This is a genomic window from Maritalea sp. S77 (genome assembly GCF_049801075.1).
Lineage (GTDB): Bacteria > Pseudomonadota > Alphaproteobacteria > Rhizobiales > Devosiaceae > Maritalea.
Window position 1 is genome coordinate 23,944 of the sequence record NZ_JBNAGG010000003.1, and the last position, 13,486, is coordinate 37,429.

At 51.1% G+C, this 13,486-nt stretch carries 9 protein-coding genes; 1 reads left to right on the forward strand and 8 read right to left on the reverse strand.

Features of this window, described 5'->3' with window-relative positions:
- Positions 1 to 33 precede the first annotated feature (33 nt).
- A complete protein-coding gene (locus ACP15Y_RS10930; protein WP_424983114.1) occupies positions 34 to 804 on the reverse strand; it encodes an SDR family NAD(P)-dependent oxidoreductase in 771 nt (256 codons plus the stop codon).
- Positions 804 to 2,519 carry an IlvD/Edd family dehydratase gene (locus ACP15Y_RS10935; RefSeq protein WP_424983115.1) on the reverse strand — a complete coding sequence of 572 codons (1,716 nt, stop codon included), beginning with the start codon at positions 2,517 to 2,519 and terminating at the stop codon, positions 804 to 806. Before ACP15Y_RS10935 ends, ACP15Y_RS10930 begins: the two co-directional genes overlap by 1 nt.
- 172 nt (positions 2,520 to 2,691) lie before the next feature.
- Between ACP15Y_RS10935 and ACP15Y_RS10940 the strand changes: the two genes are divergently transcribed.
- Positions 2,692 to 3,471, forward strand: coding sequence for an IclR family transcriptional regulator (locus tag ACP15Y_RS10940; protein WP_424983116.1), 780 nt, complete (start codon positions 2,692 to 2,694; stop codon positions 3,469 to 3,471).
- A 35-nt stretch (positions 3,472 to 3,506) separates the two neighbouring features.
- Here the strand turns inward: ACP15Y_RS10940 and ACP15Y_RS10945 are convergent, their stop codons facing one another.
- The 6 genes from ACP15Y_RS10945 to ACP15Y_RS10970 form a co-directional block, all read right to left on the reverse strand.
- Positions 3,507 to 6,893 (reverse strand): error-prone DNA polymerase, encoded by a 3,387-nt coding sequence (locus tag ACP15Y_RS10945; RefSeq protein ID WP_424983530.1) that lies wholly within the window; start codon positions 6,891 to 6,893, stop codon positions 3,507 to 3,509.
- Positions 6,890 to 8,503 (reverse strand): Y-family DNA polymerase, encoded by a 1,614-nt coding sequence (locus tag ACP15Y_RS10950; protein ID WP_424983117.1) that lies wholly within the window; start codon positions 8,501 to 8,503, stop codon positions 6,890 to 6,892. The genes ACP15Y_RS10945 and ACP15Y_RS10950 overlap by 4 nt, the downstream gene beginning before the upstream one ends.
- Positions 8,385 to 9,278, reverse strand: a complete 894-nt coding sequence (locus ACP15Y_RS10955) for an ImuA family protein (RefSeq protein WP_424983118.1) — start codon at positions 9,276 to 9,278, stop codon at positions 8,385 to 8,387. Before ACP15Y_RS10955 ends, ACP15Y_RS10950 begins: the two co-directional genes overlap by 119 nt.
- Positions 9,279 to 9,510: 232 nt before the next feature.
- The gene (locus ACP15Y_RS10960) at positions 9,511 to 11,529 is read right to left on the reverse strand and encodes an alpha-amylase family protein (protein ID WP_424983119.1); all 2,019 of its coding nucleotides are present in this window, start codon (positions 11,527 to 11,529) and stop codon (positions 9,511 to 9,513) included.
- Between the two features lie 15 nt (positions 11,530 to 11,544).
- The gene (locus ACP15Y_RS10965; protein WP_424983120.1) at positions 11,545 to 12,651 is read right to left on the reverse strand and encodes an ABC transporter ATP-binding protein; all 1,107 of its coding nucleotides are present in this window, start codon (positions 12,649 to 12,651) and stop codon (positions 11,545 to 11,547) included.
- A gap of 1 nt (position 12,652) precedes the next feature.
- A complete protein-coding gene (locus tag ACP15Y_RS10970) occupies positions 12,653 to 13,486 on the reverse strand; it encodes a carbohydrate ABC transporter permease (protein WP_424983121.1) in 834 nt (277 codons plus the stop codon).

The following is a 13,486-nucleotide window of genomic DNA, read 5'->3' on the forward strand; positions in this document are numbered from 1 at the left end:
GATTAGGCCACAGCAATTTTGATGGCGCAATGCCTATCCGGTCATCACCACACCGCCATCAACCACCAAGGCTTGACTGGTCATCATGCGACTGGCCTTGGAGGCCAAAAACAGAGTGGCATCAACAATGTCTTGCTCGACCAAATGTACTTTCAAACATTGTTTTTCTAGATGTTCTTTAAGCCCCTCTTCTGTTGCCCACATGTCCAACTGTTTTTGGGTGAGCACCCAGCCCGGCACCAGCGCGTTGACGCGGATATTGTCTGGCCCCAACTCACGCGCCAATGCACGGGTGAGACCCGTTATGCCCGCTTTAGCCGCGACATAGGAACTATAGCCCGCATTGCCCATCAGGTAGGATGCGGAGGAAAAATTGATGATGGCGCCCTCGCCCATTCTCTTCATCCCCGGCGCCACGGCTTGGGCAGTGAAGTAATGCGGGCGCAGGTTGATGTTGAGAGATTTGTCCCAATCCTCAATCCCATATTCTTCCAAACTGTGGCGTTGATCGTTGGCGGCGTTGTTCACCAGCACTGAAATATCGCCATGGGCTTCGGCGCTGTCGGCCATTGCCTTTTTCAGCGCGTCAATATCGGTGATGTCGCAAGGCAAAAAGAATGGCTTTTGGCCGTATTTGTCGCCCATCTCTTCAGCAAATGCGGTGGCATCTGACCGCTGAACAAAGGCGACTTTAGCGCCTTGGGCCAAAAAGCCTTCTGTGAGCGCTGCGCCAATACCCGAGCCGCCGCCGGTGATGAATACACTTTTATCTTTCAAATCATGAAATGTTGCATAAGTCTGCATTAGTGGCTCTCCCGCGTGACGGGGCGTGTGTCTTTGCCCACAAGGAAATCAAGGTCTGCGCCTTTTTCGGCTTGCAAAACCCGCTCAATATAAAGACTGGCATAGCCGCGCTCATAATGTGGTAGCGTTGGCTGCCAGTTGGCGCGGCGCGCGGCCAACTCTTCTTCTGGAACCAGCAGATCAAGCTGACCGTTTTCAGTGTCGAGCTTAATGCGATCTCCGGTTTTAACAAGGGCCAAGGGGCCGCCCGCTTCCGCTTCGGGCGAGGTGTGCAGCACCACTGTGCCGAATGCTGTGCCAGACATGCGCGCATCGGAAATCCGCACCATATCGCGCGCGCCCTGCTCGACCAGTTTGCGCGGAATGGGCATATTGCCGACTTCCGGCATGCCGGGATAACCTTTTGGCCCACAGCCCTTTAGCACCAAGATCGTCTCGCTGGTGACGGGAAGGTCGGGCCGGTCAATATTGGCTTTCATGTCCTCGATATTTTCAAACACAAAGGCTTCGCCCTCATGTTGAAGCAGTTCAGGCGTTGCGGCTGACGGCTTGATGATGGCTCCATTTGGCGCCAAGCTGCCTTTGAGCACGCGCAGGCCAACCTTTGGCTTGATTGGTGCGTCATAGGCGAAAATCACATCGCGATTATAGCATTCTGCATCTTCAAAATAGGATGTGATGTCTTTGCCCAACACAGTATTGGACGGGCGAATGTGTTGCGCCAGCTCTTTCATCAAAGCGGGCATGCCACCTGCATAGCAGAAATCTTCCATCAAATATTTGCCGGACGGCATGCAATTGACCAGAAGCGGCAAATCCTTGCCCAGCTCGAAATCTTCCAGTGTAAGACCGACACCCACTCGCCCTGCGATGGCAAGCAAATGCACCACCGCATTGGTGGAGCCGCCGATGGCCGCATTGGCGAGAATGGCATTTTCAAAATTTTCTTTTTTCACCACTTTGGAGAAGGTGAGATCTTCTTCAACCATCTCCACAATGCGTTTGCCCGTGAGGTGAGCCAATGCGGCACGGCGCGCGTCAACTGCGGGCAATGCAGCATTTGTGGGCAGGCATAACCCCATCGCTTCCACCAAAGATGCCATGGTGGATGCGGTGCCCATGGTCATGCACACACCGACCGAACGGCTCATGCCCGATTCAGCAGACATAAAGTCCTTCAAGCTCATTTCACCCGCCCGCACATCTTCGGAAAATTTCCACACATCGGTGCCCGAGCCAATGTCGCGACCTTTAAACTTGCCATTGAGCATGGGGCCGGAGGACACAACGATGGTGGGCAAATCGACCGACGCCGCGCCCATCAATTGGCCGGGAGTTGTTTTATCGCAGCCACCCAGCAACACCACACCATCAATGCCATAAGCGCGAATGCTTTCTTCTACATCCATGGACAGGAGGTTTCTAAACAGCATGGCGGTGGGCTTCATTTGGGTTTCGCCCAAACTCATCACGGGGAATTCGACTGGGAAACCGCCCGCTTCCCAAACACCACGCTTTACGGCTTCTGCCAAATCTCTAAGCCCCGCATTGCAGGGCGTGAGTTCAGACCATGTGTTGCAAATGCCGATGATGGGGCGACCATCAAATACGTGATCGGGGAAGCCTTGGTTTTTCATCCAAGAGCGATGGATGAATCCATCCTTATCCTGCTTGCCATACCATGCCTGGCTGCGGCGTTTTTTCTTATCGCTCAATTCTGCCTCCCTTGCTCACCGACTAGACATTCGCCACCAATATCTGGCCCGTGCTTGACATCAGTTCTTCAGCAACTTAGTTTCAAATAATGAAACTTATTTCCATTTATTGAAATATTGGAAGATGGGTCGGATTTTGTCAAGATCATCCAGCTGCCGGGGCAAGGTTTAGATGCGCGAGAAATCATCAGGCGATGGCACCGTGGGTAAGGCGCTCAGCGTGTTGGATATGGTGGCGGTATTTGGTCAGCCGGTGAAGTTCAACCAACTGCTTGAGCAAAGCCCCTTCCCCAAAGCTACCCTTTATCGCTTGTTGCAAACATTGGTGCATCAAAACATGCTGGCCTTCGATGCGGATCAAGGCACATATCAAGTGGGTTTGCGGGTGGTGCGACTGGCCCATTCGGCATGGAAATCCAGCTCTCTGGCCCCTTTGGCGCGCCCATTTGTTGACGCACTGGCGCAGCAGACGGGTGACATTGTGCATTTGGCTCAGTTTGAGGCTGGACAGGTGCTTTACATTGATAAACGCAAGGCCGACGATCAATTTGAAACATTGGCGCAAGTGGGCAATGTGGCTCCGGCCTATTGCACGGGCGTGGGCAAAGCCATGTTGGCTTTTATGTCGCCAGAACCTTTGCAATTGGCACTCAGCCAACAGGCATTTCATGCCTATACGCCCAGTACTCATAAATCTGTAAAATCATTGCAGGCTGAGTTGGCGCAGGTGCGTTTGGAGGGCGTTGCGCTTGACCGTGAAGAACATCAGCAGGGCATTATCTCCATTGCGGCCCCGATTTTATCAGCCAATAATCGCGTGCTTGGCGCGCTATCCGTCGCAACATCCACTGCGCACAAATCTTTGGCCGATTTGGAAACGCTTAAGCCTGCCCTTTTGCGCATTGCTAAACAGATCGGCCAAGAAGCACAATTTTGGCAGCCTCCGACATAGATTCAGCGCGGCGCTTGGTCTTGTCACTTTAGAACTTAATGAAAATCACGAGACCGCGGGATGACGCGCACATTGCGTGGATGTCGTGCCGTGTCTGGCTTAACCCGGCTATCATATTCAACATTTGAAACAACCTCATCTGCTGGTGCATAAGCGGGGCGCACAAATCCATCGGATAATTTTTCCAGCCAATCGGTGCGGTCGATTAATTTGCGAGCGATCAAATGCATCACATTATCCTCTGTTTGCACTTGGCCATGCACCTCAATCAGCTTGGCGCCCATCACCACTTTGCGGTATTTTTCTAATATCTTTTTCCAAACGATTACGTTGGTGACACCCGTTTCGTCTTCCAGCGTTACGAAGACAACGCCTTTGGCTGTACCCGGCCTTTGGCGCACAAGCACAACCCCCGCCATGCTGGCCCATCGGTTATTGTTCAGCTTTCTAATATCATGCGCCGTGGTCAACCGCCGCTGTTGCAACTCGTCCCGCAAGAAAGAAATCGGGTGTGCCTTTAAAGAAAATCGAGTGAATTGATAGTCGGCAAACACTTGCTCTGATTGACGCAATGCGGGCAATTGAGAAGGCTGCTCCTCCAATTGCTCCGGCGCGTTGACATGGTCGAACAAGGGCAAAGGTTTTGCAGGGGTTAAACCGCGGGCAGCCCACTTGGCTTGCCGCCGATCCAAGCCAATAGAACGCAAAGCGTCAGCATCAGCCAAACGCTCCACATCAAACAAGCGCAAATCAGCACGGCGCTGCAGATCTTCGATAGAGGCAAATGGTTTTTGCTGTCGCGCAGCCATAAGCTGTTCAGCATATTGTTTATGGAAGCCATCAATTTGCCGTAGACCCACGCGCAATGCCCATTTGCGCTTGGGGTAGAGCTGCGCCCAGAATGTTGACTTTTGATTGATGGTTTTCCCCCAATGCTCTTCAGCCACAGGTGGCGGCGGAGCTGGAGGTTCTTCCCATTCACCTTCAATGGGCTCAAGTGTGTAGTCCCAGTCGGAATGGTTCACATCGACCGGCAAAATCTCCACATTATGCTCCTTCGCATCGCGTACAATTTGCGCGGGCGCGTAAAAACCCATGGGTTGTGCATTGAGCAATGCCGCTGCAAAAACTTCTGGATGGTGATGTTTGAGCCAACAGGACACATAGACCAGCAAAGAGAAACTGGCCGAATGACTTTCGGGAAAGCCATATTCAGAAAACCCCTTAATCTGATTAAAGCAACGTTGCGCAAACTCACGGTCATATCCCCGCGACACCATCCGCTCCACCATGCGCTCTTCTAAAGTATGAATGGTACCAGATCGGCGGAAGGTTGCCATTGCGTGGCGCAGTTCATCCAATTCGCTGGGGCTGAATTTTGCAGCCTCCATGGCAATGCGCATCGCCTGCTCCTGAAACAGAGGCACCCCCATGGTTTTTTGCAAAATTCGCTGCAATTCATCTGGCGGCCCATGTTCGGGCGCGGGCGATGGCATTTCAATCGGCTCCAATCCCTTTCGGCGGCGCAAATAAGGGTGCACCATGTCGCCTTGAATGGGCCCGGGGCGAACAATTGCCACTTCAATAACGAGATCGTAAAATTTGCGCGGTTTTAGGCGCGGCAACATGCTCATTTGCGCACGGCTTTCAACCTGAAACGTTCCGAGCGTATCGGCGCGGCAAATCATGTCATAGACATGCCGATCGCCATGTTTGATGGCCGCTAGATTATAATCAATATCGTAATGAGCCCGCAGCAGATCAAAGGCCTTGCGGATACAGGTCAACATGCCCAATGCCAGCACATCAACTTTCAAAATGCCCAACACATCAATATCGTCCTTATCCCATTCGATAAAGGTACGGTCCTCCATGGCCGCATTGCCAATGGGCACGGTTTCGATAAGTGGTCGCTGGGTCAGCACAAAGCCACCCACATGCTGGGAAAGGTGGCGCGGAAAACCAATCAATTCTCGGGTGAGCTCCACCACTTTGGTGAGATATGGATCAGAAAAATCTAAGCCAGACTCACTCAGATTTTTGTCACCCGCAGAGCCCCACGACCCCCAAATTGTTGACGACATGGCCGACGTCACATCCTCTGTGAGCCCCATCGCTTTGCCCACTTCACGGATGGCCGAACGCGAGCGGTAGGTGATGACTGTAGCGGTGAGGCCGGCGCGATGACGCCCAAACCGTTCATAGATATATTGGATCACCTCTTCGCGGCGCTCATGTTCAAAATCTACGTCAATATCAGGCGGTTCATTGCGATTTTCAGTGATAAAACGCTCAAACAGCAGATCAATTTCATTGGGATCTACCGACGTGATCCCAAGGCAATAGCACACTGTGGAGTTGGCGGCAGACCCGCGCCCTTGGCATAATATTTCATCAAAACGCCCCTTGTCCGGCTGTGGGGTACGGGCATATTTCACAATGTCATAAACGGTGAGAAAATAAGGCGCATAGTTCTTTTGCGCGATAAGTTTGAGCTCATTTTCAATATTGATTTTGATCTTATCTGGCACACCATTCGGGTAACGCCATTTTGCCCCCATCCAGGTCTGTTCTATCAGATAGTCCTGCGGTGTTTTTCCATCAGGCACCGTCTCGTCCGGATATTCATATTTTAGATCGCTCAGATCAAACTGACATCGCGCCACAATTTCCTGCGTGGCTTCCAATGCATGTTCAAAATTTTTGAAAATTACGGCCATATCATCACGAGATTTCAAATGCCGTTCTGCATTGGCCTTGAGCAAAAAACCGGCCTTATCGATGGTGGTTTTTTCGCGAATACAGATCAGCACATCTTGCAGGTCGCGACGCTCCGCTTCGTGATAAAGCACATTGTTGCTGGCCAACAGGCGAACGCCCAATTGGGTCGCAAGATTGTTGAGCCGCGCAATATGGGCACGATCTTCCCCGCGATAAGGTGCGCTGGCCACCAGATAAACTGGTTTCGGCAAGGCTTTTGCCATCTGACCAAGATGGTTGATTTCCGCCTGCCGAATGGATGATGGCGGGATCAACGCAAAAATTGAGCCGCGACAATGGTCTTTAACATCTTCAAAATCTAGGTGACAGGCGCCCTTCTCGGCCCGCATTTTGCCCAAGGACAAAAGGGTGCACAAGCGACCAAAGGCCTCTCTATCTGTGGGATAAGCCAACAGGCTATATCCATCTTCTAGATCAAGGCGCACTCCTACAATCAACCGAAACGGCGTATTCTTATCCGTTTCGCGGATATGTTTGGCCTCGCGATAGGCCCGCACGATGCCAGCAAAGCTATTTCGATCTGTGATCGCTACTGCTGCATGGCCGCGCACATAGCTTGTGGCGACGAGCTCGTTGGGATGCGAGCCGCCGCGTAAGAATGAAAAATTTGAGGTAACTTGAAGCTCTGCATACATGGCTATGCATAAAGCCCGTGCAGCCACCATGTCGCGGCTTCATTTCGGGTGGCCTGTTTTTGCTTAAACTCACGATAGACCCAGAATCGCAAACCGATTTGGTCTTCAAGTTCATAATAGTCTCGCGGCAAATGACGGCCTGCTAAATTCTCCCACCATTCTGGCAAAATTCGCTCTGGCCCCTGTGCATAGATAATTTGATGCCATAATTTACGCCACAAAAACTGCGCTGGCACAGGTGTCGTCTCACCAAATCTTACTTCAATAAGTTCAGGCTGAGCCAATAGGGTTGAGGGGCGACGCGGGGAATATTCCCACTGCTGCCAGGTTTCACCTTTTAACGGGTGCACTTTCCTTTGTGCTTTTTCCGGCAAGTGCCGCTCTATGGGAGAAATACGGTAAACCGTGCCCTGCCCTAATCTATTTGCCAACCGATCTAGAAGCGGGGCCAAATGCGCATCTTGCCGTTTGGCATCCTTATGATCATCCAACTGCAATTGGTTTGGCGCAAGGTCGCCAATTTTATGTGCTGATAGCACCAGAATATCAATGCCGAAGCCAGGATCGATTTCATTGAGCTTTTCATCAAACAAGCGCCAAATGTGCGCCTTAACCCTTGTGGGCTGTGCCAACCCAATGGTTATGTTTTTGATCCGACCATCGCTGTAAAAAAGATCCAGTGAAAGCCGCACTACACCTTGTTGCCGCTTCTGTAATAGCACAAAAAGTTGTTCCAACAATTGGTCGAATTGCTGGCTTATATTGGCCAGATCAATCAAAGGATCAATGGGAGCTACGCTGAAGCGAAAGGTTGGTTGTTCTTCATCATGTGTGAGCGGTTCTTCTTGCAAACCAAGAGCCCGCTCCATTTTTTTGAGCACCGCATCGCCATGTTTTTTATCGGAGAAACGGCGATAAAGGGCAGCACGGGGCAGCGCAAACAATTGACCAATTGTTTTCAAACCCAAATGATAAAGCGCATTAATATGGTCTTTATGCAGCCTTAGAGCTTCAACAGGGAGAGGCGCCAAGCCGTGTTTTGTCTCAAAGGGGGGCAAAATTGAAAGCGGTTTTTCGGCATAATGTGCCAATGCCCATGCTGCGCCCATATTGTCGCTCAGGCCAAGCCGAACTTGATGCCCCATAGACTTAAGTGCCGCCATGATTTGCATGAGCATTTTATGTTCGCCCCCAAACAGATGATCACAACCTGTGATGTCCAGATAAATAATGTTGGTTTCCCCGGGGACCACAATGGGGGAAAAGCTTTTCAACCATGCTGCCCTTTGATGCAGCAAAGCGCGATCTGCTGCCGGATTATGAAACAAAGCTTCCAGCTCATGGCACAGGGCTTTAGCATCTGTTAGCCGCATTCCCGCATGCACGCCCATTTGGCGCGCCACTTCGTTCACAGCGGCGATATAAATGCCGTGGGCTTGCTGCTCAATCAGCGCAAAAGGTTTTTTGCCTTTGTGGGCACCATCCGTTTTGACTGCATTATTCGCCCCCTGCTCTTCCATTTTGCTGATGTTGACGGGGTCCTGCCGCCACGCGATCCGCAAATGTTCGATTGGCAGGTTGGGAAACCATATACAAAGGATACGCCGTGGTTTCATATTCAAAACTCCATGAACCGGTTTGCCCCGTACGTGCCCGCATCAAATGGGCTTTAATTTTGCGGGTGCCTGGTGCGCGCTCATCCAACAGGTTTTTGGCGCTGGGTTGGCTTTCAATTTGCCAACGGGAAAAGGCAGCGCTGGTGCCCTGACACTTATGGGGCCGGTGCAAAAATAAAGGGGTCAGCCCTTTTTGACAGGCCAGTGATAGGCGACGGGTTTGGGTAAAACTTGGATCTTGGGCATAGCCAACAATTGCTGCAAAGCTCTTGCTGTTGGCCGCTTCTTCAAGTGCCCATAACAAGTCTGTTTCGCTATGAGGTCGCACGAAGATGAACTGGCCTGGATCAAGGCCAAACGCCATCAACCCCGGCCCATATAAATGGCCTAAATCTCGCACTTCATAATATGGCGCACACCATAAAATTGGTGCGGTTGAATTTTGGTCGCGCAACAACATTTTGAGGCTGAGCAACATAAAACTCAAACTGGCCATATCCCCATAGGTTTTCGGGTAGATTTCGTGCACTGCAGGGCGTGTTAAAATGTCAGAAGAATGATGTTTTCGCCACCATTGCAATAAGGGGTCTTGCTGCTGATTTACAAAAGGAGGCAAGGAAAGCTGCTGCTTTTTGCCCGCTTCATCATTGGCGGGCGTTAGCGCCGCAGGCACATGATCGCCCGTATAAGCATGCAGCCCATACCCCTGCGCATTTGCCTGTTCAATGCGGCGCAGTTTTTGCTGCAATTGCAAAAATTTTTCCTTTTTGTCCATGCGCGTCATCCACCTCATTGCAAGACTCGTAAAAGTGGCCGTTCGTCGCCAGACTCCTTAAATGTTCACTTTTTGTTCTATTTGTCAAGATGTAACTATCTTGGGATGATCATTTTGCAAGACACGAAACAGGCTGATCATGATTTTAAACGATGCAGCATGTTCACATAAAAATGGCGGGCACAGCCAAAGGCTGCCCCGCCACAAGTGGCTCATCGCCAAGTTTATAGATTTAGTAGCTTACAGCTACCATCTGATGCCCTTGAATCTTATCTACAGTGAATTTGACTTCACCGGCGGCCTGCTCAAACGCCACATCTTTATTATCGGGCACCAATTTCACGGCTGAAACTGGCTTGTCGGTTTTTAAAGCCACGTCAATCTGGCGCAGTTCTGGCAGATCTTGGATGATCTCGACAGGCTGGCCATTAAACGTGCCCCGCAATTGTGGGGTTGCGTATAGTAAGTGCACAATGTCGCGGTTTTCTGCATCTTGCGCACGCACAGTTACCCGACCACCTACAGGTAGGCTGGTGGTGACTTTGCGTTGATTATCCAACAGCAAATTCACCAAATTGCCGAGCACCCGGCGGTGCACCACAGCGCCTGCCTCGAAGTAGATCGAGAACATGGGATAAGGCAAATAAGCCACACCATTATGCACCACACCAGCAGCAAATTCGCTCGGCTCTGTGTGGTAAGGTGTGTTCATATGGCCGTTAAAATGCTTGTGGCAACGGTCGAAATAAGGGTCAAACATTTGCCCCAGGCTTTCGCCCTCCGTCACTTTCAAGCTGTAGCCTGTTTGCCCCAGCAATACGGGATCATGCACAAAATCTGCGGCAATGTTCTTGGCATAATCAGCGTAAGCATTTTCAAATTTTGCTGGGCCCGCAATGTCAGCCCCGAAGTCAAACAGCGGCTTTTGCGTTTCTGCATCAACGCCCGATTGACCGGTCAAGAGCAAACGGCCGCCTTGATCGACAAAGGCCTGCAATTTTTGCTGCAGCTCGGCACCAATATGCGCTTCATCCGGCACGATGATCAGGCGATAATTCGCAAACTCGGCGTCCACATCAATAAAGTCGAACAATTGATGTTCTTCCAAAAGCAAGCGCGACGCGCCCTCATCTGCGATATTGTTCACTGAAGCGGGTTCCCATGTGGGAATATTTGGCGAGTTGATCGCCCGCACGGATAGCACCGCAATTTCAGCAACATTTTTGGTGTTCAAGCACCATGGCTCTTTATCTTCCACTTGCTTATAGGCCTCGCCGATAATGTCATATGTGGTTTGGGTGATTTCGCCGCTTGGGTGCAAATGATCGCCAATGGAGCACCGGGCACCGTGAGCCAGCATAAAGCCGCATTCATATTGCAACGCCGTTGGATGTTTGAACGCACCAAATTCGCCCCAAGTGGTGTGGAATTTTCCAGTCATGCCCAAATAGTCGGCGCCAATGGTTTCCGCATATTTCGCGCCAATTGGAAAATGCTCGTAGCCCCAGCCGCCTGTGGGCAGAGATTCAATTTCCAAATGTTCGTTAAAGTCCAAAATGGAACGGTCGCCCAGCGTCAGATTGCCGTGATTGTGCACCACAGGCATATCCGCCCGCAGCACTTTGGCGGCAGCCGTGGTGCGGCGCATATATTCAGCCTTGGTATGGGCGGCGTGGGTCAAGCGATCTTCTTCTTTGGTCCAATCCAGGTCCATTTCCTTCATTTGCTGCAACGCCGCTGGGCTGCATGAAGGATATTGGTGGGCAATGTCCAAAAAGATGCCATCGCAATCTGAAAAGAGTGTCGCCACTTCTTCAATTTGCGCTTCCAAAAAGTCCATAAAGGGTGTTGAGAAATCCAACAGTCCCCAGCGCACTTTTTCCTGCGTGCCCAAATTGCCACCAGCAAACAAAAACTTGCCTTCAGGGGTGATCACGCGCCATTCAGGATGTTCACGACAGCTCAATTCGTCCCATGCGCTTGTGATGTAAATGGGCACCCGAATGCCCTCAGCCTTCAACGCGTCATATTGGGCGCGCAGCAGGTCGAAGTTCAGGCTTGGGTGGCGCTGGCCAACTTTGCCGTCATAATAATTCCAGCCATGGTGGCAGCGGGCAAACAAGGTGACGGAATTAACGTGGGCACGCTTAAACGCGCTGGCAAACGCTTTGCCGTCAAATTTTTGACCCACTTCGGGGATGGCTTCACTGGTGTGGAAGTCCAAATGGACTTGCCGAAATGCATTACTCATAAATAATCCTGAAAACTATTGGCTGGCGCCATAAACGCGTTGAACGGGAAGCGAATTTCCTTCTGAATCAAACAAGTGCAACTTGCTTGGATCAGGGGAAATTGAGAGGTTTTCGCTCGGTTCAAATTGATGCTGACCGGGGCGAACCAAAGTCACTTGATTGTCCTGCGGAAGCGCAACAAACATCACTGTTTCGCTGCCCAATTGCTCTGCGTGGACCAAGCCGCCTTTGATGCCATTTTCATCTTGCACCCAGCCATTGGCGCGCACACCAACTGTCAGATTGTCACCAATATTGACGCTCAAATTGTGGTCTGGCTTGAGTTGCGCTTCAACATTTGTGCCCAACACAGAAACGGCCAATTTGTCGCCTTCAGTTGCCTTCACCATTGCCGGCAAGAAGTTCATTTTTGGTGTACCCAAAAAGCCCGCAACGAACTGGTTGATCGGCTCATTGTAAAGCTCAAGTGGCGAACCAATTTGTTCGATATAGCCGTCGCGCATCACCACGATTTTGTCGGCCATGGTCATGGCTTCCACTTGGTCGTGTGTCACATAGATGGAGATGGCTTTTTGCTGGCGATGCAGCTTGATCACTTCAAGGCGCATATGGGCGCGCAGATCCGCATCCAAATTCGACAAAGGCTCGTCAAAAAGGAACACTTTTGGATCGCGCACAATCGCACGGCCAATGGCCACACGTTGACGTTGACCACCAGAAAGATCGGCTGGCCGACGCTCCAAATAAGGCTCCAGCTTCAGCACCTTTGCGGCGGCATCTACTTTTTCTTTGATCTTATCCTTCGGCACCCCAGCCATGCGCAGGGCAAAACCCATATTTTGTGCCACGCTCATATGCGGATAAAGCGCATAGTTTTGGAACACCATGGCCACACCACGTTGGTCTGGTTCAAGATCATTGATCGGCTCGCCATCAATCGAAATGGAGCCGGAGGTGATATCTTCTAGTCCTGCAATGGTGCGCAAAAAGGTGGATTTACCGCACCCTGAAGGGCCCACAAACACCACAAATTCATTGCCCGACACATCAAGGCTTAGGCCGTGAAGAGCTTCATGTTTTCCATAGTGTTTAACCAGGGAGTTGATTTCTAAATTTGACATTTTACTTTCCCATACCTGCCATGGATTTCACGAAATATTTTTGGAACAGGGTGAAGATCACCAGCAGGGGCAAGGAGCCCATGGTGATCGCGGCCAACATGCCCGGCCAATCGGTGGCGTATTGATCGCGGAACCGCACCAAGCCCAGTGGCAAGGTTTGCACTTCGCGCGAGGTCATCACGATCGTGGCAAGCAAGAATTCGTTCCAAACGGAAACCAGGTTAAAAATTGCGACGGAAACCAGAATTGGTTTGGAGAGTGGCAAAACCACATACCAAAGCCGCCGCCAGGGGCCACAGCCATCAAGCTTTGCCGCTTCTTCAAGTTCGCTAGGGAATTCATAGAAGAAGGAATACATAAGGATCACCGAAAACGGCACGCCAAATGCGGCATAGGGCAAGATCAGCCCCAAATGGGTGTTGAGCAAATTGGTCTCAGACAAGAGCACATAAACGGGCACAAGCACCGCATGTACCGGAATGGCAAAGCACAGAATGATCAACAAATAGAGGGTACGACGGAACGGAAATTCCATCCGCGCCAGGGCGTAAGCCACCATGGCCGAGATGAACACGATCAGCACAACCGAGAAGAAGGATACGATGATCGAGTTGAGGAAATAATCCCGTACCCCGGCGTCCCACGCCTCGGCAAATTTACCCCAATTTGGGCTTTCAGGCAGCCCGATTGGGTTGGTGAACATTTCCCGTTGGCTCTTTAGGGCGCCGATGAACATCCAGCTCAAGGGGAACAGGATCATCACAGCATAGGCACCCAGAAAGAGATGCATGAAGAAGGCTAGTTTTCTGGTTTTTGGAAACAGTTTCGTCGCCAT

What these genes read in the sequence shown, in the direction of transcription:
- ACP15Y_RS10930 (WP_424983114.1), bottom strand. Translation starts at nt 804, where the DNA reads ATGCAGACTTATGCAACATTTCATGATTTGAAAGATAAAAGTGTATTC.
- ACP15Y_RS10940 (WP_424983116.1), top strand. Translation starts at nt 2,692, where the DNA reads ATGCGCGAGAAATCATCAGGCGATGGCACCGTGGGTAAGGCGCTCAGC.
- ACP15Y_RS10950 (WP_424983117.1), bottom strand. Translation starts at nt 8,503, where the DNA reads ATGAAACCACGGCGTATCCTTTGTATATGGTTTCCCAACCTGCCAATC.
- ACP15Y_RS10955 (WP_424983118.1), bottom strand. Translation starts at nt 9,278, where the DNA reads ATGGACAAAAAGGAAAAATTTTTGCAATTGCAGCAAAAACTGCGCCGC.
- ACP15Y_RS10960 (WP_424983119.1), bottom strand. Translation starts at nt 11,529, where the DNA reads ATGAGTAATGCATTTCGGCAAGTCCATTTGGACTTCCACACCAGTGAA.
- ACP15Y_RS10965 (WP_424983120.1), bottom strand. Translation starts at nt 12,651, where the DNA reads ATGTCAAATTTAGAAATCAACTCCCTGGTTAAACACTATGGAAAACAT.
- ACP15Y_RS10970 (WP_424983121.1), bottom strand. Translation starts at nt 13,486, where the DNA reads ATGGCGACGAAACTGTTTCCAAAAACCAGAAAACTAGCCTTCTTCATG.